At 65.5% G+C, this 22,393-nt stretch carries 28 protein-coding genes and 1 pseudogene; 4 read left to right on the top strand and 25 right to left on the bottom strand.

Features of this window, described 5'->3' with window-relative positions; genetic code table 11:
• Positions 1 to 301: 301 nt before the first annotated feature.
• The 10 genes from FHY04_RS22835 to FHY04_RS21145 all read right to left on the bottom strand — a co-directional run bounded on the left by FHY04_RS22835 (position 302) and on the right by FHY04_RS21145 (position 6,192).
• Complete coding sequence (locus FHY04_RS22835) at positions 302 to 526, bottom strand: hypothetical protein (protein WP_260171711.1); 225 nt, start codon at positions 524 to 526, stop codon at positions 302 to 304.
• A 96-nt stretch (positions 527 to 622) separates the two neighbouring features.
• Positions 623 to 1,096 carry a hypothetical protein gene (locus FHY04_RS21185; protein ID WP_159513380.1) on the bottom strand — a complete coding sequence of 158 codons (474 nt, stop codon included), beginning with the start codon at positions 1,094 to 1,096 and terminating at the stop codon, positions 623 to 625.
• 127 nt (positions 1,097 to 1,223) lie between these two features.
• On the bottom strand, positions 1,224 to 1,811 hold the full coding sequence (locus tag FHY04_RS21180; protein ID WP_159513381.1) for a hypothetical protein: 588 nt from the start codon (positions 1,809 to 1,811) through the stop codon (positions 1,224 to 1,226).
• 26 nt (positions 1,812 to 1,837) lie between these two features.
• A complete protein-coding gene (locus FHY04_RS21175; RefSeq protein WP_159513382.1) occupies positions 1,838 to 2,353 on the bottom strand; it encodes a hypothetical protein in 516 nt (171 codons plus the stop codon).
• A 40-nt stretch (positions 2,354 to 2,393) separates the two neighbouring features.
• A complete protein-coding gene (locus tag FHY04_RS21170) occupies positions 2,394 to 2,678 on the bottom strand; it encodes a hypothetical protein (RefSeq protein WP_183937793.1) in 285 nt (94 codons plus the stop codon).
• 133 nt (positions 2,679 to 2,811) lie between these two features.
• Entirely contained in the window at positions 2,812 to 4,125 is a 1,314-nt protein-coding gene (locus tag FHY04_RS21165) for a hypothetical protein (protein WP_159513402.1), read from the bottom strand.
• 61 nt (positions 4,126 to 4,186) lie between these two features.
• Positions 4,187 to 4,891 (bottom strand): hypothetical protein, encoded by a 705-nt coding sequence (locus FHY04_RS21160; RefSeq protein WP_159513384.1) that lies wholly within the window; start codon positions 4,889 to 4,891, stop codon positions 4,187 to 4,189.
• A 30-nt stretch (positions 4,892 to 4,921) separates the two neighbouring features.
• Positions 4,922 to 5,431 carry a hypothetical protein gene (locus FHY04_RS21155; RefSeq protein WP_159513385.1) on the bottom strand — a complete coding sequence of 170 codons (510 nt, stop codon included), beginning with the start codon at positions 5,429 to 5,431 and terminating at the stop codon, positions 4,922 to 4,924.
• Positions 5,432 to 5,531: 100 nt separating this feature from the next.
• Positions 5,532 to 5,849: a hypothetical protein gene (locus tag FHY04_RS21150; protein ID WP_159513386.1), complete on the bottom strand. Its 318-nt coding sequence runs from the start codon at positions 5,847 to 5,849 to the stop codon at positions 5,532 to 5,534.
• 52 nt (positions 5,850 to 5,901) lie between these two features.
• Positions 5,902 to 6,192 carry a hypothetical protein gene (locus FHY04_RS21145; RefSeq protein WP_159513387.1) on the bottom strand — a complete coding sequence of 97 codons (291 nt, stop codon included), beginning with the start codon at positions 6,190 to 6,192 and terminating at the stop codon, positions 5,902 to 5,904.
• A 393-nt stretch (positions 6,193 to 6,585) separates the two neighbouring features.
• Between FHY04_RS21145 and FHY04_RS21140 the strand changes: the two genes are divergently transcribed.
• Entirely contained in the window at positions 6,586 to 8,310 is a 1,725-nt protein-coding gene (locus FHY04_RS21140; RefSeq protein ID WP_159513388.1) for a hypothetical protein, read from the top strand.
• 3 nt (positions 8,311 to 8,313) lie between these two features.
• Entirely contained in the window at positions 8,314 to 9,075 is a 762-nt protein-coding gene (locus FHY04_RS21135) for a hypothetical protein (protein ID WP_159513389.1), read from the top strand.
• 16 nt (positions 9,076 to 9,091) lie between these two features.
• On the opposite strand, the gene FHY04_RS21130 is transcribed toward FHY04_RS21135, so the two are convergent.
• The 11 genes and pseudogenes from FHY04_RS21130 to FHY04_RS23125 form a co-directional block, all read right to left on the bottom strand.
• Positions 9,092 to 9,730: a hypothetical protein gene (locus tag FHY04_RS21130; protein WP_159513390.1), complete on the bottom strand. Its 639-nt coding sequence runs from the start codon at positions 9,728 to 9,730 to the stop codon at positions 9,092 to 9,094.
• Positions 9,731 to 9,787: 57 nt separating this feature from the next.
• A complete protein-coding gene (locus tag FHY04_RS21125; protein ID WP_236559424.1) occupies positions 9,788 to 10,594 on the bottom strand; it encodes a hypothetical protein in 807 nt (268 codons plus the stop codon).
• The gene (locus FHY04_RS21120; RefSeq protein ID WP_159513391.1) at positions 10,588 to 10,887 is read right to left on the bottom strand and encodes a hypothetical protein; all 300 of its coding nucleotides are present in this window, start codon (positions 10,885 to 10,887) and stop codon (positions 10,588 to 10,590) included. The genes FHY04_RS21125 and FHY04_RS21120 overlap by 7 nt, the downstream gene beginning before the upstream one ends.
• A complete protein-coding gene (locus FHY04_RS21115) occupies positions 10,875 to 13,274 on the bottom strand; it encodes a DNA cytosine methyltransferase (protein WP_159513392.1) in 2,400 nt (799 codons plus the stop codon). The genes FHY04_RS21120 and FHY04_RS21115 overlap by 13 nt, the downstream gene beginning before the upstream one ends.
• Before the next feature lie 68 nt (positions 13,275 to 13,342).
• Positions 13,343 to 14,398 (bottom strand): hypothetical protein, encoded by a 1,056-nt coding sequence (locus tag FHY04_RS21110; RefSeq protein WP_159513393.1) that lies wholly within the window; start codon positions 14,396 to 14,398, stop codon positions 13,343 to 13,345.
• A complete protein-coding gene (locus FHY04_RS21105; RefSeq protein ID WP_159513394.1) occupies positions 14,398 to 14,757 on the bottom strand; it encodes a DUF3768 domain-containing protein in 360 nt (119 codons plus the stop codon). Before FHY04_RS21105 ends, FHY04_RS21110 begins: the two co-directional genes overlap by 1 nt.
• A 31-nt stretch (positions 14,758 to 14,788) precedes the next feature.
• Positions 14,789 to 15,724: a hypothetical protein gene (locus FHY04_RS21100; protein WP_183937790.1), complete on the bottom strand. Its 936-nt coding sequence runs from the start codon at positions 15,722 to 15,724 to the stop codon at positions 14,789 to 14,791.
• Positions 15,721 to 17,394, bottom strand: a complete 1,674-nt coding sequence (locus FHY04_RS21095; RefSeq protein ID WP_159513395.1) for an ATP-binding protein — start codon at positions 17,392 to 17,394, stop codon at positions 15,721 to 15,723. Before FHY04_RS21095 ends, FHY04_RS21100 begins: the two co-directional genes overlap by 4 nt.
• A 24-nt stretch (positions 17,395 to 17,418) precedes the next feature.
• The gene (locus FHY04_RS21090) at positions 17,419 to 17,997 is read right to left on the bottom strand and encodes a hypothetical protein (protein ID WP_236559425.1); all 579 of its coding nucleotides are present in this window, start codon (positions 17,995 to 17,997) and stop codon (positions 17,419 to 17,421) included.
• A 71-nt stretch (positions 17,998 to 18,068) separates the two neighbouring features.
• Complete coding sequence (locus FHY04_RS21085; RefSeq protein WP_159513396.1) at positions 18,069 to 18,605, bottom strand: DUF7007 domain-containing protein; 537 nt, start codon at positions 18,603 to 18,605, stop codon at positions 18,069 to 18,071.
• Between the two features lie 31 nt (positions 18,606 to 18,636).
• A pseudogene (locus FHY04_RS23125) lies at positions 18,637 to 18,711 on the bottom strand (hypothetical protein); the annotation flags it as partial.
• 89 nt (positions 18,712 to 18,800) lie between these two features.
• Here FHY04_RS23125 and FHY04_RS21080 point away from each other — a divergent pair.
• The gene (locus tag FHY04_RS21080; RefSeq protein WP_183937788.1) at positions 18,801 to 19,055 is read left to right on the top strand and encodes a hypothetical protein; all 255 of its coding nucleotides are present in this window, start codon (positions 18,801 to 18,803) and stop codon (positions 19,053 to 19,055) included.
• On the opposite strand, the gene FHY04_RS21075 is transcribed toward FHY04_RS21080, so the two are convergent.
• Positions 19,030 to 20,337: a hypothetical protein gene (locus tag FHY04_RS21075; protein ID WP_159513398.1), complete on the bottom strand. Its 1,308-nt coding sequence runs from the start codon at positions 20,335 to 20,337 to the stop codon at positions 19,030 to 19,032. The genes FHY04_RS21080 and FHY04_RS21075 overlap by 26 nt on opposite strands.
• Before the next feature lie 76 nt (positions 20,338 to 20,413).
• On the opposite strand from FHY04_RS21075, the gene FHY04_RS21070 reads away from it, so the two are divergent.
• On the top strand, positions 20,414 to 20,935 hold the full coding sequence (locus tag FHY04_RS21070; protein WP_159513399.1) for a hypothetical protein: 522 nt from the start codon (positions 20,414 to 20,416) through the stop codon (positions 20,933 to 20,935).
• A gap of 66 nt (positions 20,936 to 21,001) precedes the next feature.
• On the opposite strand, the gene FHY04_RS21065 is transcribed toward FHY04_RS21070, so the two are convergent.
• The 3 genes from FHY04_RS21065 to FHY04_RS21055 are packed head-to-tail and all read right to left on the bottom strand — an operon-like array spanning position 21,002 to position 22,370.
• The gene (locus FHY04_RS21065) at positions 21,002 to 21,517 is read right to left on the bottom strand and encodes a thermonuclease family protein (protein WP_159513400.1); all 516 of its coding nucleotides are present in this window, start codon (positions 21,515 to 21,517) and stop codon (positions 21,002 to 21,004) included.
• A complete protein-coding gene (locus FHY04_RS21060) occupies positions 21,514 to 21,759 on the bottom strand; it encodes a hypothetical protein (protein ID WP_311725881.1) in 246 nt (81 codons plus the stop codon). Before FHY04_RS21060 ends, FHY04_RS21065 begins: the two co-directional genes overlap by 4 nt.
• Complete coding sequence (locus tag FHY04_RS21055; RefSeq protein ID WP_183937785.1) at positions 21,756 to 22,370, bottom strand: DUF6927 domain-containing protein; 615 nt, start codon at positions 22,368 to 22,370, stop codon at positions 21,756 to 21,758. Before FHY04_RS21055 ends, FHY04_RS21060 begins: the two co-directional genes overlap by 4 nt.
• Positions 22,371 to 22,393: the final 23 nt, after the last annotated feature.

The following is a 22,393-nucleotide window of genomic DNA, read 5'->3' as shown; positions in this document are numbered from 1 at the left end:
CACGTTGTCGTCCATGGCGGCGTGATCGACCCGGCTATGCCCGGAGATCAAGGCGGCTACGCCGCTGAAGCTACACCACGCGGTGGGACACGATCGCAGGGAGTCTCCTCGACGCGAAATACGTGCGCGGCGCCTGTCGAAGCTGGGCCGGCGCCCAAGAGTTACCGTAGAGGTTTTCGTTTGGCGCTCACCCTCGTTGCGACCTGTTGCCAATATATCGCACCGCGATACAATCGTGCAAGCGATTTGAGCATTCCCCAAGTCTCAGATGAAATTAGCTACTGAAGGCGTTCGGCTCCCGCTACTCTGAGGCGCTACGGTTGGCCGACAAGCTCAGCAGGGCTGTCGTTGGGGAGAGGATGCGCCGGGACACCGGCTGTCTGCCGGCCGTAGCATCGTTAGGTATGTTCCAAGATATCGCCCAGGCTGTTGCAGGCTTCAGCGCGATGGTCATCGCAACCGCCAGGGTGGAAACCCGGCCCATGTAGATGCCAGCCGCGTTCTGCTTGATCGAACCGATGTTCATGACGACGTCTCCTGTGCGTCTCTGGACCCCTTGTCCTGGACACCTTTCTCCATCCCACTCCTCTCCTCGGCCCCTTTCAGGGCCGAGCAGGGCGCGTCAGCGCCCATCATCGGCGCGCTCTTCGCGCGGCGATGGGCGATTAGGGCGGGTCAGACCGTTGCCGATTGCTCGGTCTACGTCGTCAATCAGCCCGGCCGCTATGGTGCGCGCATAGCGGGCGAGTTTTGGGCAATCGTGTCGACGGCAGTGATGGAACCCGCCATTCATGAAGTGGGGGTGGACGATGCCGATCAGAGCACGCACCCGTTCTCGCACGGCAAAGCCGTAATCGGCTGCATGATCTGCGGCCTTTGCCAGATCGTGACCGATGTAGTCGCGATTCCAGCGGTCGCTAACGCCAGCGGCGATCAGCGCCGCTTTTAGCGCCAACTCGACGGATATCGCGACCATATGGAGCTGTTCATCAGAAACGTCCCGATCGGAGCTATGAAATGGTGCCCGTAGGAAGCCGCGAGCGTTGGCCAGTAGCAGTGCTGCGGTGGGCTCGGCGGCGTGGATGTCGTCTGACATGGCTGAAAGCGCTCCGTCGTCTTGGCCGCATCGCGGTGGGGTTGGGGCAAAGCGGCACGCGGATGATCACGCGGCGTCGCAGGGTGGTGTTCAAAGATCGAGACATGGCACCGGGAGGTGAGCGCCGTCAGGCGATCGGTTCGATGTCGCGTAGCTCGACCATCTCGATCTTCTGGGTGCGCTCGCCTCCAACGGGGTCGAGGAAGACGTAACATCGGTCCGCGAAGCTGCTGCTGCAGAGGCGCCAGACGACGCCGGTCCGCCCAAGGAATCGCTCCGGGCCGAACTGAGGGTCGACGGCGCCGGGCGCATCCACAATGCGGACGCGCTGTCGTACCCGGAGCCAGTTCGCGGCGGCGCGTATGATCGCGCCGCGCTCTTCGTGGGACAGGAAGGCTGGGCGGTCGGCGCGAGGAGGGCCGAAGGTGGCGTGCGGGTCGCCTTTGATGCGTTCCAGCTTTACGGCGATCGGCTCGGGTTCGCGGTCCACCTTCGGTCCTGGCGCATGTCGGTGGTAGTGCGTTACGGTCGGCGCGCCGAAGAGGTCCGCCTGGAATCCCGTGATACGGATGGACGCCTGTTCGCGCTGGTAGTCGCGGCGCCAGTGATCGTCTTCGGTGAGCGGGCGTGCCGCCTCGGGGGCGGAGCGAACGATGGCCATGAGCTCGCCGAACTCGGCTTCCGAAATGTTCGCGACGATGGGGTTGTAGGGCATGGGTCCCTTCCAGCCGTAACCGGTTATCAGCCCCGGCCGAGCGCGTAGCTGGCCAGCTTCTCGCGGGCGGCGCGCAGGCGCACGATCGCGTGCTGGGTGAACAAGGCCATGGAGCTTCCAGGTTCGGCCGTGTCGAGACGCTGTTGCAGCGCCGTGATCCGGTGATCGATGGCATCGGACGTCACGAGGAGATCGTCGAAGGTCAGGACGACAGTCGTCTCCGAAGCGAACAGCGTGTGGGTCGGACCGGCGAAGTTCAGGAAATGGGGCGCCACGTCGAATTGGAAGCGAAGAGCTTCCTTCACGGCGTGGCTTATCTGGGCGGCGTCATGTGCGAGCTCCGCAAGCAACCCCTCGCGCGTCAGCGCGGGGATCGGCTTCAGTTCGCCGTGCGCGGTTGTGATGGCGATCGGGTCGTCGGAGGCGATGCCTACGACGCGTTCCGGGGCGACCACGAGGATGTCGCCTTCGCGAACATGCGGGTCGTCGAAGCAGGCGTTGTAGGCGAGCAGGCTCGTGCGGAAGTGGTGGACGCGGTGCATGACCGTTCCTTTCGGTTCAGATGTGGGCGACGCCAGCGCGTCACGAGTAGGTCGGCCGGACCTCCGGAAAGCTCGCCGGCGGCAGGCCGGTGAAGGCCAGCGCGCGGTGGCGACCGCCCGTGTAGGTCACCGACGAAACCGGCGTGCGGTGGCGCTGCAGGCGCTCGAGAAGGCGATTGGCGCGCTGCTGCGCACGGATTGCATCGGCCTCGTCGAAGTAGAGCCCGATCACGCGCACGAACGTGCCGGTATCGTACCACCAGCCGCCCTCCTCGGGGCCGCCATATTCCCGGTCGGTGTCGTAGAAGGCCAGGATCGTTCGCATGGGAGGCTCCTCAATTCCTCCGGCCAGAGCAGCCGGTATCGCCTTTCCCGCTCCCCCTCTCCTTCGGCCCTGGACGTATCGTGCACTGTACCGCGCATTGCACTGCAAGTGCATTGCGAGTGGTACGAAGCCGCTATGCGGCCTGCAGATCGAGCGTGCCCATCAATGCCGTGGCAGCCCCGAAAGTCCGAAGGGTCGTTGCAATAGTCGAGCGTAGGCGAGCCTTGCTCGAGACGACGATCTCCGGGCAGAGAGGCGAGCCGTCGGCGCTGGCGTATCCCGTCGCGAGAAGACCGGCAGCGGTTTCGACCCGGATCAGGTGACCCCCGCCCGGGGCCGGTCCGACGTGCCGCGCGCTGAACTCGCCGAGACTTCCTCGCAGCCCTTGGATGACCTTGCTCCAACGGATATGTCCTGCTGCCATGTTCGCATCGGCTCCGTGGCCTCGATCGAGCCATGTCCGCAGGTGTGCGCGCTGCTGGAGCCGCGTGTTGCGGGTCCTCTCCATGGTTCGGCAGAGCGGGAGGGCGTCGGCCACCTGGTCGAGAAGGTCGAGGGAGCCCTGCTGAAGCGCTATCAAGATGTCGTCGAACTCGCGGCCAGCAAGAGCTTCGCGGAGTTGTCGTCTGGCTCGCACGACGTCGAGGGCAGCCTCTGGCTCGTGCAGGTCCGATCGGCGTTCGGTGTCGGCGAGTATGAAGCCGCCATTGGCGAGGATAATGATGGTCGCCGTCTCGGCGCCCGGCCGGCCATGGATCATGTCCAGGAAGTTCCGGGTTGCACCGGCTTCGCCGATCGTGTCGGCCTCGTCGAGGATCACGAGGCGGCGCGACCAGCGTGTTGGGCGTGGTTCGTCGCTCGGCTTCGGCCATGTGCTCGGCAATGGGCGACCCTGGGGTGATATCGACGGGGCCGCGGGCGGGAAGTTGCTCTCTCGAAGCAAGGCGAGGTTGGTGCGACGCGCGGCGTCGAACAGGTCCGTCCGGTCACCCCCACCATCGGTGAAGCCCTGATCATATGCTCTGCGTCGGACGGCGATCGGCTCGGTCGAGGGGATGCCGTCGGGATAGTGATGGAACCAACCGACGTGGGCGGCATACCAGCCATCGGCGTACCGGTTGGCGACGTCCCAGCTGTAGCCGTATTGGCTGCGGCCGCGCAGGACCGCGATGTCGCGGTCGTTGCCCTTGCCGTGGCGGACCTGATCTTCGGTGAAGGCGAAGTTGGTCGCTTGGCGCTCTCTTTCGGCAGCGTCCCGGATCGCGTCGTTGATCGGGCGCATCGCGGCGATGCGTTCGCGGCCTCGGTTCATGCGCTCTGCGAGCGGTGCGTCTGCGGGCAGGTCGGGGAAGCTCCGCCATGCGGCGGCGATCGCTTCGGCGTGTTCGGCGGATCTGCCCCTGCCTCGCCAGGTGCTGGGGTCGGTCGGGTCGAAGTCCTGAGACATGGGCGGCCTCGCGGATGGTGGCGGAGCGCCCGCTTCTCGCGGCCCGGGCGCCATTACCGGATTAAAGGCTGAGCGGCGCCGGCACGGCGAGCCATTCGGGCTCGTCGTTGGCGATCGGCTTGTCGAGCGTTGCGGCGTCGGCTTCCGAGAACACGGTCGCGGTCGCGAGTGAGCCGAACCCATCGGTGTTGTTCCAGAAGGATAGTCCGTGCTCCCGGTCTCGTGTCGCCAGGACGAAGCCGTCCACGCCCTCGTGTGGACCGGCCTCGATCCGCTTGAAGGCGTGTTCAAGGATCGACTGGGTGCTGTGCCACTGGATGCCGGCCGCGGTGATGATGACGCAGCCGCCCCCGAACTCGCCCACCCGAAGCCGGTCGCAGTCGTAGGACCAGGAAAACCCGCAGGGCAGCGCAGACTTGCAGGCCCGGAAAATGAGGTTGGCGACTTGATCGATGCCGAATTGATCGCCGCTGAAGGTTACGCGGACATGGTCAGCGATCTCGGCGTCCTCGATGTCGATATGGGCGTCGAGATACGGGAAGTTGCGATCGTCAAAAAGCTCGAGGAAGCTTTCGAACCGGCTATCGCCCTTCGGCGGGAAGACGGCGCGGAACCGTTCGTCGAGCGTTTCATACGCGGCCGCGAGGTCGGCGTCCTCTACGTTGGTGTCGAGGAGGTCGACGGCCTTTTCCGCCTCGCGCAGAAGCGCGGCGTCCTCGCGGGACATGAGCAGGGCGAATGCCGCCTTGGTGAAGCTGTTGGACATGGTGCTCTCCGATGATGTCGGGGGTTGCCGTCAGGCGTTCGCGGCCTCGGTCAGTCGCGCAGCTGCGATCGCCGCCTCGTCGGGGAAGGCAGCGGCGAGATTGCTGTGCAGCGTCTCGAAATCGGGGATCGGGAACCGTCCGTCAGGCCCCGGCCGGGTAACGTGAAAGGCGCTGATCAGGATCTCGACAGGGTCGCTCCGGACCATGGTGGGGCTGGCGTCGTCATAGTCGACGGGCGCGCAAAACCCGGCTTCGAGCCAGGTTCCCAGCGCTTCTTCGACGGCTACCGCATATTCGCGGACGGCTTCATCCAGCTCGTTCTCGACGTGGAGGACCAGCGAGACATAGCGGCCGAAGTCATGATTGTTCGACAGGCCGGTCAGCCGGCACCCAGGAGGCGGAGCGCCGTAGCGGGCGATTATCGCGTATTTGTACGCGAGCACTTCGAGCTTGTTGAGGGTCTCGAAGTTCGGCGTCTGGCCGAGCTGCGCGCACGGTTCGTTGGCGGGTGTGCCGCCAATGTCGACGAAGTAGGGCATGGGGATCTCCAGCGGTCCCGCTTGGACCGCTCGATCCCTTCCCCCTCTCCTTCGCCCGCTCCCCGTCCAGGTGGTGCGTCTGCGGTGCGTCGGCCTCGTTCTACCCCTTGGGGAACAGCCGGCGCTTGACCTCGGCCTGGTGCTGGCCGTCGGATCTGCCGAGTGTCTTCATGCGATCGGTCTCGAGGGTCGCTCCCAGGTCTGCCGGCAGGCTCGCCCAAGGGCGGGCGGCCGCGATCGCGTCGGCCGCGGTCGGGAGCTCGCGGAGATCGGTGCCCCTCCAGAAGAGGATCTCGTCCTCGCCGTCCATCTCCGGGTCGGGTCGCATGACCTGGACGAAGAAGGTGTCCAGGGGTCGATCCCATCCGATGGCGACGGTGTTCTCGCCTTGAAGGCCGGTGAAGACGTGTCTGCTCATGAAAGTCACTCCCGCTCGGGCGATAACTGCGTCGTCCAGTTCGTTGATACGGTCAGAGGGTTACCCAGGCCAATTGCCACGGCCGAGGCCCGGGCTCGAACCGGACCACACCCACGATGTCCTCGACGCCCATCGCGACGCATCCCTCCAGCCACGTGATGTAGGATGCAGACTCCGCGAGGTCGGCGTCTAGGAGATCGTCCAGCATCGAGGCCTCGCGTGCGGTCTGCTCGGGCAGTGCGTCCCAGTCCAGTGCGTCAAGGAACCGGTTGCGCCGCTCGATGAAGCGGACCAACCGGTGTTCGTCGTGCTTGGCGATGGCAATGGCCTGTTCGATACGCATGGCTCGTCTCCTCCAATGGACACGAGCTGCCCTCCCCCTCTCCTACCCGTCGGCACGACGGGTCAGGCTCCTAGCTGCTCCCGCAGGACGTCGGAGCGGATCGGATAGGCCAGTCTGGGCAGCGCTCCGCCAGTGCGGCGTGCATTCCGGGTGAGCTCGAAACAGTAGGTGAAGAGCGGGCTCTGGCGGGCGCTGGTCAGGATATGCGCCTCGCGGCATCGATCTAGCCAAGCGCGGGGATGCTCCATCGGCCTCGGGCGCGGTGCTCCGGGGCGGACGAGCTGGTCGATATGAGCTATTTGCCCGCTATGAGGCCGCAGGTATCGAGATGTGCAACACTACGGCGGGTTATATTTGTGCCGAGCTGTTGGGATGTCGGTAGCAGGGGGGTAGATGAAACGCAGGATGATGACACCTGACGAGTTGCAGGAGGCGTTGAAAGGCATCGTTGAAACGGAACGCGCGGACCGCGAGGTGAAGTCCCTCGCTCGCAGCATCGATACTCTCCGGGGCGATCTCGCGTCATCTCTAGCTCGAACGAACGGCTGGCTATCGCCAGCGGAGAAGATCGCCGTCCTCCATCGCACATCGAGTTGGGAAACCATTCGGTCCCGCGAGCGGGTCGATCTGCTGATGGCCGCAGGCTGCTACCGCGAAGCGATCCCGATATTCGAGACCTTCTCGCACTGGCGTAAAATCGGAGATGCACAACTTGCCTTGGGGGATGTCGATGCTGCGAGGAGCAGCTACGAACGTGGCGAGAACAAGGTAGCGGGCAAGGAATATGCCGCCTTTCGCGCCGGTCCCGACCTCGACAGGCTCATTGCTCTTGCCGTGCGTCGCGGAGATTGGCGGACCACGCTCGACCTGGTGCGACAGGGGCAACCTGATCCCCTCGGAAAAAGTGACGTGATATTTGGCGGCGGCAATAGAGCGAAGGGGCCACTCGTAAAGTTGTGCGCTCATGCTTCGTGGAAACTGGGAGACGCATCGATCCTAGCGGACATGCCTCGTCTGTTCGCAATGACCGAGTCTGAGCTGAAGGTCATATTTGCGAACGCCGCCAGCGGCGCATTCGAGCGCGATGTGACGAAACTCGCAAATCCTGGGCTCCTGAAGGTCAAGCCTAGCACGTCGGGGGACGTTCTGCGGGAAGGGGCCACGCCGCTGTCAAATAAGATCGTCGCGTTTCTGAATGACGTTGATGCCGGCTACCGGAAAGCCCTCGCCGATATCCGCTCATGGCAAAAATCCGGCGTCGCAAGCGAGCTGGATCGTGCGATTTACTGGCTGACATACCTCGGCAGCTATGATCTGTTCCAGACCTTGCTGTTTCGCCTCAGGTGCGACCTCGATGCGTGGATCGATCCGCGTCCTACCAATATCGACTTCTATGTGTCCCATGCCTGGCTGACGCGCGCCTGCATCCGCGAACTGCTCAGCGACCTTATCAGCGGACAAAACGAACCCAGCCCTGCCGTTTTGCTTTCCTGTGCGATCCAACATTCGGCATCGCCGTTCGAACTCGATTTCGAGAAGCTCGACGCCAAGGCGCGGAACATGGAGCAAATCCGGAGTCAACCAACGTGGGCGGAAGCTGTAGTAGCGCGCTGGGCCTCGGAAGGATGCCTGACCAAGCATTGGACGAAGGTTTGCGCGACCACTGATCCCAACACCCGCTCCGATCCGCGGCGTCTTCCGGCATACGGTGCGCTGTGTGACGAGGTGATCGATGTGCTGGAGGCCGCTTGGGCGCGCGATTTCAACGAAGTCCGCTGGAAAGCGGAGGAGGCTGCGTATCTCACGCTCAAGCTGCTGTTGCCCGACGCCCTGATCGAGCGTCACGCGCGACCAAGCTGGCTTTCGCCCCAGCACCTGGACATCTTTCTGCCGGAACACGGTATCGCGATCGAGTATCAGGGAGAACAACACTATTATCCGATCGACATATTCGGCGGTGAGGCGGGGTTCGCGGCGACCGTAGAGCGAGACGAGCGGAAGCGTCGCATCTGCAAACTTGCGGGCATCACGCTGGAGTGCATCAGGTACGATGAACCTGTTGACGATCGGCTCCGTCAAATTGCCGGTTCGTGTCGATCCAAAGCTGGAGTGCGGTAACACATGGTCAGGTGTCCACAGTGCGGATCGGGCAGCGTCAAAAAGAGCTCGGCTATCTACGAGCAGGGCATCTCCCGATCACAGGGGCGGAGCGGCGGTGTCTGGTACTCGCGGGGTGGCCCCGGTGTATGGAGCGGACGTAGCAGTAGCGAACGGATCAGCGGCGCCGCTGCGCGCAACGCGCCCACGGGTTTCGAGCTGGAGGCATTCACCTTCGTCGGTGTTTTCGCTGCTGCACTTCTAATCGGCTTCTTCACCGCTGATAGCATCGGCTCGTTCGTGATGGCGGTTCCGATCGCGTTCGTCGTCGCTGGCATCGCCGCGTTCGCCGTAGGCGTTTCACAGAAGGAGCAACGCGCTGTCGGGCAGGCGCGATATGATCGCCAGTGGTATTGCTCCAAATGCCGTCACAAGTTTGAGGTCGATCTTGACCGGACCGGTCCGGCCGCTGCCGAGAACGCCGACCCGGTAGGCCCAACGGGCGGGGCGGGTCCGGGTGGCTATCGCGCGGACGTTGCGTCACGCATTCTCAGCCCGGTGCAACGCGCGAAGTCTGAAACCGAGCGCGATGGCACCTGGCTGAAGACGATCGCCGCCCGGGTGAACGGCGACGATCGCTCGTTTGATCCTTGTCGTCCTACAGCACTGGACCTCGGTGCCGTCTCGCGTCTCGCTTCACTCGGGTTCCTCCGTTACGATCCGGAGAGAGACGTGTTCTCGCTGTCCGACAAGGGGGCTGCGAGGGTCGCGGAAATGGCATCTTAAAGTCGGCGCACGTATTTTACGCGCGTTTGGCCGCGTAGTCGTTCCAGAACGTCTTCAAATTCATCTGAAAGGACTTGCTGATGTCCTTTACCTCGTAAGTCATGCTGCGCTTCTCGCCCTCGATCTTTGCGAGCAGTTGAGGCGCGTTCATGATCCGCTGGTATTGCTCGGGCGTCACGTCCGCGAAGCCGGTCTCGGTGATCGCCGTGCTGGCTGTTCGCGTGACCGAGTTATAGGCCGTGATGTCGCTCCACTGACGCTTGCCGCGCTCGATCGTCAGGTTGATGGGCGCACCTTCTCCGGTGATGAAGTTGATGCGCGTGGGCTCGCCCAGCGTCAGCGCAGCGCCGGGCCCGGTGCCGTCCGAAACATCGTTGTGGATGAAGAAGCTGAGCGCGACGATCGACCCGTCGTCCTTCTTCTTGATCGCGACCGGCTCGACGAACACGCCCGATCCGTCGATGTGCGTGCCGCCCGCGAGGCTCTTTTTGCTGATGCGGTTATTCAGGCCGCTGTAGATCGTCAGCCCATTGGCCGAAAACCGATCGTCGCTCTGATCGACTTTGAACTTACCCAGGCCGAACAATCCCGCCTGCACCGGAGCGGTTGCGACGATCGCCAACGATACGGCAGCGATGCTATAGCGGTTCAACATGGATAAGCCTCCCTTGGCCTGCTGGTTAGCGTAGGTCAGCGGTTTCGGGAATGGTCGTCATGAGTGACCGGCGATGTCGAGGATTAGATGCGAGCAATCGAGCGGGACGCTCCCGTCGGAAAGTGGCGCGGCACACGCTTCCAGTTGCTCGCGCAGGACGTCGGAGCGAACCGGATAGGCCATTCTGGGCAATGCCCCGCCCGTGCGGCGTGCATTGCGGGTGAGTTCGAAACAGTAGGTAAAGAGCGGGCTTTGCCGGGCGCTGGTCAGGATATGAGCCTCGCGGCATCGATCGAGCCAAGCGCGGGGATGCTCCATCGGCCTCGGGCGCGGCGCTCCGAGGCGCACAAGCTGATCGATCGCGCCGGCATGGCCGCTTTCCAGGTTGCGGATCTTGGACAGCGTCCGGTCCGAGATGGTCTCCCCGGCAATGCGGAGCACCTGCCGCGGCCTCGTTCGCCCGCGATAGGCGCCTGACAGGGCGGCATAGACGCCGCCACAATGGCCGAAGGCTGGGTCCGAAAAGCTGACGACGGCTTCGATCCGGGGTCGCATGAAGCGCAGGAGACGGAAGGCTCGTGAGGCGAAGAAACTTTCGCCGTTCGCCGCGACGCTGGGCAGGCATAACAGCCGCTGCAGGACGCAGCCTTGGGCAGGATCGGTGAACCCGGTGTGGCGGGTGATCACGGCTCCTGTCGCCGGCACCCCGAAGACGATGAGGCCAGCTAGAGCAGGCCTTCCGGCTGCGCCTGGGCCGAACAGCCCTACCGCGACCTGTGCCGCGGGGTAGCGCGGAAGATAGTGGTGGTCGGAGACGAACAGGCTGCGCCGGTCCCGCCAGCGCTGGGTTCGGTCGGTCAGCATGACGGGTCGCACCGTCGCGTCTGCGGCCTCGTTCGTGGGCGGGGACGGTTGAGACACCGGGCGATGTGGCCTGCATAGACTCCGACGGCCGACCAATAGGCTGCGAGTGGCGGCTTGTGCGTCCGCCAGCTTTTCTCGGCACGTTGACGCGCGTCCAGCTGCAGGTCGAGCAGCACGAGGCGGAGCGCCTCCTGGGCGGCCGGTTCGAGATCGCGAAGCGCGGCGATCGCCGGCAGGCTGAGGATCGGATTGCGGACGTCGGCGCGTGCCGAGCGATCGATCACATGAACCATGTGTCGATCCCGTCGAGATCGAACGCCGCCTGGCGGTTGTCGATAGTGAGGGCCAGCGCGCCGGGCTTCACCCAGATCTCGCGAGGCGAAAGCGTGAACCGCTCACCGGAATCCGCAAGGAGCAGCGTTTCGCCGACGGTCGTGGCAATGCTGCAGGACGCGGGCGGCGGGATGGCGTTTCCGACCCATTCGCGCTTTTCGGCGTCGGACGTGCCGATCAGGTCGACATATTCGGTGGGATCGAGAATCCCCTGGATGACGAGGAGTTCGGCCGAGGTGAACGGGCGGTGCCATGTACCGTCGAGCGCGACGATGCGCGCGACCAGGCGATCGTCTTTGGCGGGGAGCGCCGTGGGGTTGCCCTCGGTCGGTTCATCGGCTTCGCGAGGGTCGGCGATCGACCAGCTGCCGTTGTTGTCCTTGACGTGGCCGGGGATCGCCTTGGTGTGCTGGGTCCAGCCCACGATGCCGTAGTGGCTCTGCGAGAGGTAGTTCTGCCGGTCGCCGCGCGTCAGCCCCCGCGGCCTCGGGTCCGCAACCGACAGCGCTCCCGAGCCGACGCGGTCGGAGCCGGTGACGGTCGGCGCAGCGGCTGTCGCCGGCACCACTCGCATCTTGTTCGCGTACTGGCCCATCTCGCCTGCGCAGTAGACCGGGTCGGCGACGACGAAGGCGCCCATGCCGGTGGTCGACGCCCCGATCACGGCGTTTGTCGGGCTATCGTAGCGGCAGACCCTGTACTTGCCGTTGGGGTGGCGTCCTTCTCGTGCCCGCGGGTCGGCGACGGCGCCGGCCTGTTCGGCGATAGCAACGATGCGGAAGGCCGCGGCTGTGGGGGAGCGGTGCGCGCGCGGATCGGAGACGGCATTCGGACCCGATCCGACCCACATGTTGGCGGTGACGACGCCGGTTGGTCGGTCCCATGTTCGGACGCCGAGCTGCACGCTGGCGGGGTGACCGTTGACGCGTGGATCCGCGACCGAGTGCGCGCCTGTGGTGGGCTTCGGGGAGCCGGTGACGACGCCGGTGGCGGCAGCCCAGCTGACGACACCTAGCACGTGGCGGTGCGTGGCCGGGCCGTAGCCGGGCGTCGGGTCGGCAACCGTGAAGGTGAGACTGTGGGCGCCTGCCGTGGCGCTGCCTCGGCCTTGTGCTCGGTCGCACGGGTCGGCCACGCTGAGCGCTCCGCCAGCGACGTGTGCGGCACCGCTTACGACCCGGGCGGCGGCATCGTAAGATGCGACCGACAGGAGGTTGGTGTGCGTGCCTTCGCGGTATCCCGGCCGCGGGTCGGCGACCGAGAAGCTACCGTTGGTCGGGCCCCCACGGCTGCTGACTACGCCGACATGGTCGATCCAGTGGCGCACCCCGAGATAGCCGCTCCCGTCGCGCGAGCAGAAGGCACGGGGATCGGCAACGGAGAAGCGACCTTGGCCCGGTGCGCGTGCGCTCGTGACCAGCGGGCTGCGGTCTTCCCAGCGGCAGACGCCGTAGGCGTTGTCGCGCAACGGCGCCTCGGGTCGTATCCCGTAATCGCGCAGCACGCCGTTCTCGACCGCGAGCTTGTTGAGCGATCGCCAGTCCGATCCGGCCTCGACAAACGCGAGCCTCACCCAGGTCTGCCACTGGAGCGACGGCACCCGGTGCATCGGCCCTGCAAGCGGATCTCCGGGCAGCGGCATTTGGCCGATGACCTCGCCCACGCCCCGCAGCGGGTATTTACGCGGCTGGTAGATGAAGGGAGGCACGCGTTCGGCGTGGCGCGCGATGAGGATGAAGCGCTTGCGGCTCTGCGCAAGGTGGCCGAGCTCGCCGCAATCATGGCGATCCTCGTTGACCGAGTAGCCATAGGCACGCAGCAGCGCGATGATCTGGTCGAGAAGCCAGCGGCCTCGGGTCTGGATCCGGGGGACGTTCTCGATGAGAATGATCCGGATCGGATCGTCCTTGTAGGCCTCGAGGGTGAGCCAGATGCCGCGAAGCGTTAGTGCGTTCAGCGCCTGGTACTTGTCCGTCAGGCTCTTGGCCTGTGACAGGAGACCGCTGAAGCCCTTGCAGGGCGGGCTGAGCAGCATGCAGGTGAGCGCGCCTAGGGCGGCGCGGATGTCTGCGGGGACGGCCTCGCGCCAGTCCCAGTCGGGTTCGCGTCCGTGGAAGGCGCGATACTGGTCGCGGCTGAAGAGGTCCATGACCGTGCCGGGCACGCCGGTGAGCCGCTCGAAGTTGCGGATGGCGCCGGGATCGACGTCGATTCCCCCGGCGCACCCCCAGCGCGCGACCATGTTGCCCACGCGCGGGCGGGCCTGGTTGAAGCCCTTCGCGCCGGCACCGATGCCCGCAAAGAGGTGCCCGTGGCGGTAAACTCGGGTGATGGTAGACTGAAGCATGGGGCCTCCGGATGGTTGTCTGGGCGCAGGTCGCCCGCGCCGCTCACCTCCTCGATCCCCCTTCCCTCTCAGGCCGCTTCGCGGCGCTCGTTGAAGAGATCGGCCGCCCATGCCTCGACCCATCCGGCGGTGATTTCGTCGTGGTCGAGGTCGCCGCTCTCGATCAGGTCGCGAATCTGCTGGCGGGCGAGCGTGATCGCATCTTCCCATGGGTCGACCGGGCCCGGCGATGGCGGAACCGCCTCATCGGCCTCGGGCAGGAGCCGCGAGGGAGAGGCCGTGCGGGCGCATTGCTGGCGATACCAGCGCTCCAGATGGTCGGCGACGAGGAAGTCTGTCTTTCGGACGCCACGCCGATGGGCGTCGTGGCGTGCTGCGATCCCGTAAGCTTGGGAATCGATGGAGGCGACCCAGTGCGCGAAGGGGGCGAGGTACGGGAGGGCGTCGCCCTTCACGCCGAAGGCGTGCATTCTGGCGCCGATGGGGAAGTCGCGGCTGAGCCGCTCGACAACCGCGATCAGGCCCTCCGGTCCGTGGATCGGACGGCGGCACATGCTGCCGATGCCGACCACGGTGCCGGGGAGGATCAGACCGTCGAGCTTGTCGAGGCACCGCAGGTAGTCATCCGGGGTGCGGCCCTGCAGGACCGGCATGAAACGCTCTCGGATGCCAAGGTCGAGGGCTCGGGCGTGGCATTCCCGGTTGGTGGCGATCGTCCTGGAGATCCGGTCCCGGACCTCCTCTCGATCATGGGCGACCTGGACTTCGCAGCAGTAATCGGCGCTGGCCACGCGCCTGAAGGGGTAAGAGGCGGCCAGCGCCATGTAGTCGTCGATCGACCAGGGCATGCCGTTGTACGCGACCGTCATGGTGTAACCGGCCGAATCGAGATCGATGCTGGCCAAGTCGGCCGCGCTCGCGAGCGTGCCTGTCCGCCAGCCCGTCCAGTCGCGCCAGCCATCGGCCTTGCGCCACCTGGACAGGCAGTTGGCCGATATCAGGACCGGGGCTTGCAATGCGATGGCTCGGGCGAGGAGCGCCCCTCTCGCGAGATGCGGCAGTCCGACGATGATCTCGATGCCCGGCGGCACGATGGGCGCGCAGCGGTTGGCGACCGTGCCCATCACAAGTCTTCCCGCAACATCATGGTGAGCACCCGGCGGGTAATGCTGGCGTCGGCCGGGTCTTCCGAGCCCCATTCGAGAGACTGGTCGTAATAGTCGATCGTGAAATAGACGCGCGTGTCGTCGATCGTGAACTCGCCGCGCTCGCGCAGCACGTCGCCCTCGGCGAACTTGTGCCGGCGCAGCTCCTGCAGGAGGCGGGCTTGCGCGACAGCCTGGGAGGCGAGGCTGTCGGTCGAGAGCGACGCGAGGCAGGCTCGCGTCACGGTGACGCGTGCGGTTCGGTCGAGGCCCTGCCGGCATCGGTCGTTCAGGCGGCCGATGATTTCGCTGCGGGTTTCCGTGCGGGTGTCGATCATGGCGATGTCCTTTCGCCTTGGATGTTGATGGTCAGGCGGCCAGCGCGTCCGGCGCGCTGCGGCCTCGATCGGGGAAGGCAGCGTGGAAGCGATCCAGCCAGCTGGCGAGCGTCGGCCGCTCGCCGATCGGGATGGCGCCGGCGACGTCCTGGAACCGGATCAGTTCGGTCGGCGCGTCGCGCATGATGCGGTCGATCTCATCGGCCGGCAGCAGGCGCTCCTGTCGGATGAACTGTGTCATCGACCCAGGGCGCGCGCGCGTACCGCGCCGCCAGAGGCCCTCAACGGTGTGAAGGCGCGGTGCTGCCCGCGCTTCGACCAGAACGATCAGGCGAAGGCACCACGCCGGGAGTTCGCGGATCTCCTGCGGACTGTTCGCGATACAGATCCAGCACGCGCTTTTGGGCGGCACGGGAAGGCCCTCGGCCTCGATCCGGCGGATGCAGTCGTTCCGGTCCCACTGCCATTCGCGCAGCGGCGACTGGCAGTCGTAGAGAGGGTCGGTGATCGAGAGCGCGTGGTTCGCCCTCTTGGTGTCGCGCGGGCCGGCATCATAACCGATCAGCCGCACAACGCGCTGTCCGCGCTCCCATGCCTCGATCGCCGGTTTCCACTTGGCGAGATAGGCGTCCTGCGGCGCCTTCTTGTATTTGAGGCTGCAGCTCGACCCGCCCAGTGACTTGCTCGGGAGCGTCGCGTTGGTCAGGCACATCTCGAGGATCCCGTAATACGGGGGCCAGTGCTTGAACCGCTTCGGGGTGTAGGACACGAGCTCGAACGGGATGCCGCGGTCGCGCATCCACGGCCGGATCACGTCGAGATAGGCGTAGGTCGCCGGCTTCTCGACGCCGGTGTCCGCGCTCAGGCACAGGTCCGGCGCTTCGCCCCGGGCGTGCTTCTCGATCAGCAGTGCGGTGCTATCGACCCCGATCCCGTAGGCGAGCACGACGGGCGGCGGCGGGATCACAATGCGTCTGCCAGGATGGGCGTGATCGCGATAGTCAATTCGCCGCTGGTGACGGTTATCGTGACGGCGCGATCGTCCGGAACCAGGAGCGAATAGCCCGAGAGGAGGTCGCGGAGGCGTCGTTCGAGCGCGGCATCCTGACCCTCAAGCAGCCGAACCATGCGCTGCGCGGCGTCGCGCTGGAAGCGTTCCTGCTGGGTGTCGTAGCTGTCGGCGTCGCTGTCCTCGTTCGCCGAGAAAGCGGCGCTTTCCAGCAGGTCGGCGACGTCGAGCGCCGAAACGTCGCAGCCGCGGCGGACGAACACCGCGGTGTCCAGGGCGGGGTAGTAGAACTCCGAGCTGGTCCCGAACGCGACGTCGGCATCGCACGCGACCTCGACTGACGCGCCAGCGTGCGAGAGGGTGGCGTTGAGGGTGATCGAGTCCGCCCAGCCGTTTTCGGCCTCGCACGGCGGCTCGATCGTGTCGGATACGGTGAAGCGGTGTTCACCCTGTACGATGTCGAAGGCCAGCGTCTCGATGCGCGCCAGGGTGTCGTACCAGCCATAGCCGGCGAAGGCGTCCTTAGCCTCGACCAGCGGGCCCCCGAACGGGTTGTGGGCGGTGATCGCGCGTTCGGCGGGCTGGGCGATCAGCGCGTCGAAGTCGGGCATCAGCACCATCGACGCTCCGGCCTTCCGTTCGCCGGTCTCGTAATTGCGCGAGGTGTCCGCAGCCGGTGCTACCCAGGCGAACAGGTACGGCTCCGCCTCCGGGAGCACGATCCCGAGGTCGCGGGCCTCACACCATTGGTCGAATGCCAGGCGGTGGCATCCTCTGGCCGCAATCGCGCGGTACAAAGCGCAATGCACCGCAAGTCGGAGCGCTGCGATCCCGTCGTTCTCGACGACTTCCTTGCGAGCGGGGAGCACCAGCTGGATGCCGGGAGCGTTGACGATGTCGACGCGGGCGATCCAGCGGCCGCCCCGGTCGACTTCGTGCAGGTGCGGCAGCCTGCAGGGTATGGTCACCCCATGGAAGTTGAGGTTCGGGTCCGTCACCGAGTGGTGGTTGGTGGCGACGTTGAAGATCCCGATGCGGGTGCCGTTCCAGGTTTCGACGTGGACGGCATCGGCCAGCCAGTCGTTCTGTTCCTGAGCGGTATCGTTCAGGGTCACGGCGACGGGAAAATGGCGGGACGCCTTGGCGACGTCGCTCTCGATCGTCTTCACCCATGCCTCGGGCATGCGGACGGTGATCGATGTCCCGTAAGGGATCGGGTCGGAGGAGATCGCGATCGGCCGGCTCGTCTCCCAGGCCATCGCCGGGATGTGGGCCATCCAGCCTTGGCGGTCGGGCTGGGAATAAGAGCGGATGATCACGTCTCTGCCGGCGAGGCTGAAGACGCCCATTCCGGCCGGGTCCTCGGCGCGGCGCGTGTCATCCGACCATCCGGATCGGCCGAGGGTGACGATCGACGCGGGATCTGCGATTCCATGGCCGTCGTCGACAACTTGCAGGTAGGTGGCGTCGCTTGCCGTGATGACGGTCACGGCGACCAGGGTCGCGCCGGCCCTGCGTGCGTTCTGGAACAGCTCGCAGACGACGTCATAGGCGGTGTTGTTGAACAGCCGAGTGACCTTGGTGATGGTCTCGGGCGCGACGGCCGTCGCGATCATGGCGGGGATCATGGCAGGCTCCTGAAGCTGGCGTGATCATCCACGCCCGCCTTCCCGCTCCCCCTCCCCTTCGGCCTTGGTCGTGACGGGCAGTTCCAGATCGAGTTCAGGTTGCTGGTCGTCGGCCGGGGGCGCATCCGCGTTGGGAACCCATCGTTCGATTGCATCGCCCTCGCGTTCGCAGCGCTGACAGGTGGTGGAGTCGTAGGTCGACAGCAGCGACCATTCCTGCCGGTCGCGATCCCAGACCGCGGCCGCGTTCTTGACCAGGTCCGCGCTCCCGCAAACGTCACAGATCGGCGTGACAGGGTTCCGGTTCACGGGTTCCATGGCATCGGCGGTGCAGACGCTCCAGTCGCCATAGAACTTGCCGTCATGCGGCAAGCAATCGCCGGCGAGTTGGATGGCATGTTCGCCGACCCCGTCGTGGAAATGGATTTCCGCCTGGGGGAAGAACTTTTCCAGCACCGCTTTCGAGCCGCGGATCTTCACCTCGCTGCCATAGGTCGTGTGGACGTAGCTAAGCGGGCCGATCGTCGGACCGGCAGCGCCCCAATCGCTCATGTCCTGATCGGGCGTGGCGCGGCCGTGGAAGAGGTAGAGATAGAGGCTCATGGCATGAACTCCGCAGAGGGGACGCGCGCGAGCGCAAGGCGCAGTGCATTTGCACCGCGAGCGGCTGTCGGTCAGAGGACCGCGACTTCCTTGGTGATCGGGGCGGTGCTTTCGACCTGCGTCGCACCAAGGCTGTCAAACGTCTCGACGTCTGACCGGTCGGCGTACCGATCCTTGGTCACGAGCCCGTAGATCGGGTTGCCGGCATAGCGGGCGAAGCCGAGGGCATCGACGCTCGCTACTCGCCGGAAGACGACACCCACCATGCCCGTGGGCACCCAGTCGGCCCAATCCCCGGAAGCGCTGGTCGAGGCGTATTCTCCGATCACGGCCTGATAGGCGGCGCGGCGGCGCAGAACGTGGCTTTCCGTCTGCGGAACCTCCTCACCCGTGAAGGCGGCGTAGCGGTCGGGATGCCAGGCCCGGACCGATCGCCGTGCGTTCTCGACCTGCAGTTCAATGCCGGCAGTCGGCAGGCGGCGGAACTCGGCCGCGAATGCGAGGAGGACGAGCGCCCAGTCGACATCCTCTTCGTAGAAAGGGTCGTCTCGGCGGAGCGCCTCGGGGACTGCCGCCTGGCGCTCGTCCGAGAGGGACGTAGCCGCCATGATCGGCTGTTGTGACGTGCCAGACCCCAGGCAGGACCTGGTTGGTCGTGACGGGCGCCCCCCATTTGGTGTCGAGGGGCGCAGCAGTGGCGGCGAAGCGGGTCATCTGTCGTCTCCTTCAAGGAACGACGAATCCCTCCTCCTCTCCTTCCAGCTTCAGGAAAATCTCGGGCCGCGGGCGCGTTGTGCGGGTCCATGAACGACAAGACCGAGCATCCGATGGACGTCTGGCTGTTCGCCGGTTCGTCTGCCATCATGGCGCTCAGCGTCGACCGTGATGGCGAAGGGCTGCCGGACGAACACGGGCCGTGGGTGAGGATCCGGCCGGTGACGCTGGATCATGCAGACGAGGCCGAGGCTCGCGCGCTTATCCGGGAACATGGCTTCTGCTGCTTCGACGCGAGTCCCAGCAAGGCGGAGGATGCTATCCGATGCGAAGCTGATCCATGATCGCCGCCTCCAAGCCGTCGGCCTCGAGGTCCTCGCCATGGATAGTCACGACGGGGGCGATGCTCCGCAGCTTCTCGACTTGGCGGAGTTTGAGCCCAAGGCTGTCGGCATCACTCGCTGTGACGATCTCCAGGGCGGCCTCCATCACCTCGCCGGTCGTGAAATCGCGCAAATCGAGAAGCATGTCCGGGCGCATGTCGCCGGCAGGCGTGGCGACGTCGAAGAGGAGCCGCTTGAAGCCGACCCCGATGCCACGGCGTCGCAGCCGGTATTGCAGGTCGAGCAGGCCGACGATCGTCTGGCGCTCGGCGGCGTTGTGGATGGCGACGAAGTTTGAGGGGCGTGCGATCGGCTGGGCGTAGGCGCGCAGCGCGGCGTAGCCCTCGCGCGGGTTGTGCTCGCCGACCACGGCCAGAACGAGGTACGGGGCGCCGATCTGGCGCTGGTGGATCCCAATATGGCGGATTCGGTTCTTGACCTCGAGTTCGCGGCCTTCGGCGAGCGTGATCGTCGTTCCCGATATATCGACGGCGTAGAGGAGCAGGAACGCCTGCGGCGCGTGGCCGCTGGGCCATTTCTTGGCCGCATCTCTCAGCTTGGCGAAGACGATCCCCCGATCATAGGGGTCGATGTGCGTGTAGAAGTGCCGGGCAAGCGGGACACCCGGCGCTATTTCGACGCGCTCGGCTGCGCGACGCATTGCGGCGAACTCGCTCGCCATGGACGTGGTACGCGGCTCGCCGGCTTCGAGTGGCTCGACGGTATTGACGTGAGCCATCTCCATCAAGAGCCACAGCAGGCGCGCCAGACGCGGAATGGCGACACCGCGGGTCCGATCGTCAGGCTCGGTTTCCTCGGGCAGTTGTGCGAGCTTCTCGGGCGCCAGCCGGTGGGCGGAGAACATGCCGTCGGGCTCGTTGATCGTGCGCGGGGTCGCCGTGGCCTTTTTGCGGATGCGAGGCGGTGCCTGTTCCCGGTAAAACGGGCAGTCGAGGTCGTGTTCTGGACGGCGCTGGCGGACGCTGGTCAAGCGGCGCAGATAGTAGGTCTCCGCCTCCGACAGGTAGGCGGGCGACAGCAAGGGCGGCGGTTCAGTATCGCCGAGGCAGCTGCAGGCGATCCATTGGTGATGGTCCCGGGCCTTCACAACCATGATGACCGACGCACGATGGTCGCTGTCCTCGCCCTCGCCGGTGTACCAGCGAACAAGGGCCTCGCGCACGACGTCCGGAACGGGCGTGCGTTGCTGCAGTCCACGGGTATCTCGCGGGACCAACCACATGGGGAACTCTATACGATATTGTACTTGCAAGGTCCACGTTGTTCACGGTACGTTCACCCGCAAGGAGAAGTGCGCCATGAAGACCGATTGCATCGAAGCCTTCGACCTCGATCTAACCCTCAAGGACGCGTCGAGCGATCCGAGCATCCGGCCCACTCGGCGGATGATCGCGGCCGCATGTATCGGTCTCGGTCCGGAGGACGCCTATTACTCGGTGCGTGAGTTGCGCGAGGCAGTGGAGTGGATCCACGAGGGCGAGCCTGCCGGAAAGCGCAAGCTCACCACAATCCTCTCGAACCAGTGCGACGACTTTCAGCGCTGCATCTACTACGCGCTCGCGGGCAAGGGCATTGTTCTCGTCCTAGACGATCTGCAGTGGCTGGAAGGGGTGCTGCAGGCGCGTGGCAAGCTCGCCGGCGAGTTGCTGCGCGGCAAGCGTCCGATGCTGCCGCTGGTGTCGCCCTATGTCGCCTCTGAGCCTGACGGTCCCGTGGGGAGGTTCGACGTCGACTTCGAGATCGGTCCGTCGTGGTCGTTCGACCCCGGCCCGGATTACGAGGCCTTCGATCGGGTCGTCGACCCGAAGCTGTCGCTCTGACGGCAAAAAGAAAGGCGGCCCTGGCTTGAGCCGGGGCCGCCCGTCTTGTTCGGGGGGGGTGTAGGTTCAACGCCGCTCGCAGGCGAGGCGTTCCCCGCGACGCCATTTCTCCGGCTCGATCCATTCGCCTGAGTGAATGCCTCGTCGGTGGCGACGCGCATCCTCGAACACCTCGACGTAGCGGGTCGCCCGCTCGGGATCGTTCTTCAGGTATTTCGTGGCCGGCACGGCGAACCCTTGGGAGATCAGTTGCTCTCCAAGATCCGACCCGTTCACGCTGACGATCGCGACGGGACGGCCGTAGCTGCTGCTCCCGACAAGGCTGATCGTTGCCTCTCCGCTCCTGAGCATGCGTGCGGTCGCGTCCTGGGCGACCTTGCCGCACGGGTAGCAGGACCCCGATCGCTCGCACTGCTGCTTTTTCTCAACCGAATCCGCGCCCGAGAAGCGGAAGTCTATCGAAACGGTGTCGCCGTCGAGCGCGCGGGCATCGCCGCGGACCTCCGGTTGGGCGACCTCCTGCCCGGGGCTGGCGCTGCACGCTGATACGGTCACCGAGAGGAGTAGCAGGAGCGGCCTCATGCGAGGCGCATCTCGAGCTCGACCTCGGGCCCGTCGACGCTTTCGGCGATGACCCGGAGGGGCTGGAGGGGGTTGCTGGTCCGAAGGATGGAGACACAATCCAAGCCGTCGTCCATCATGCGTGCTGCCACGCGCTGGGCGTTCTCGCGGCTGCAGAGCGTTCGGCGCTTCGGGCTCAAGGGCGAATGGTCGTGGAGGGCGATCATGGCGATGATCCTGGTTTGGGTGAGCTTGTTGATCAAGCGAACACGGTCTTGTGAACCTTCGTCTCGGGGACGATGATCCAGGCCATCTGGCGGAGGCCACTGAGCCTGTAGCCGGGGTAGCTGCAGCCGGGCTTTGCGAGCTCGATCTTGCGGCCCCGCCTGTGGACGATGAACTCGTCGCCTTCGTAGCCGTCGGTGAACTTCACCGGGGAGGGAAGACGGATACGCATCCCGTGCTCCAGCGGTCGCGACGCGCGCGCAAGGTTATCGATGCAGCGCCGGCGCCAGTTGAGCGCGGAGGGATCGTCGGTGTCGCCGAGCAGCGCCAGGATGCGCTCCGGGCATTCGGCTTCGGACGGTCCCATGTGCTCCGTCATATCCTTGAAGCCGAAGACGTAGCCCTCCTTGTCGCGAGGGTTCCACTTGACCAGGCAGACGACGGCGAAGGTCGGCTCATCGACCCCATCGGTGCTCGGCACCGCGGCCGCGTAATAGACCTGGTTGCGGAGCCAGGAGGACGCGACGATCCGAAGCGCCCTGCCCTTTCCGGCGTCATCCCGTCGGTCATAGGTGAATTGGGCGTCGAGATAGGCTTTCGGGGTCGTGTGCGGGTGCATCGACGACAACGGCATGGTGAGCCAGCCCATGGTAAATCCTTTCCAGTTGGGCC

This window comes from Sphingomonas sp. BK481 (assembly GCF_014194875.1).
Lineage (GTDB): Bacteria > Pseudomonadota > Alphaproteobacteria > Sphingomonadales > Sphingomonadaceae > Sphingomonas > Sphingomonas aerolata.
This window is presented reverse-complemented; position numbering and strand designations above follow the sequence as displayed.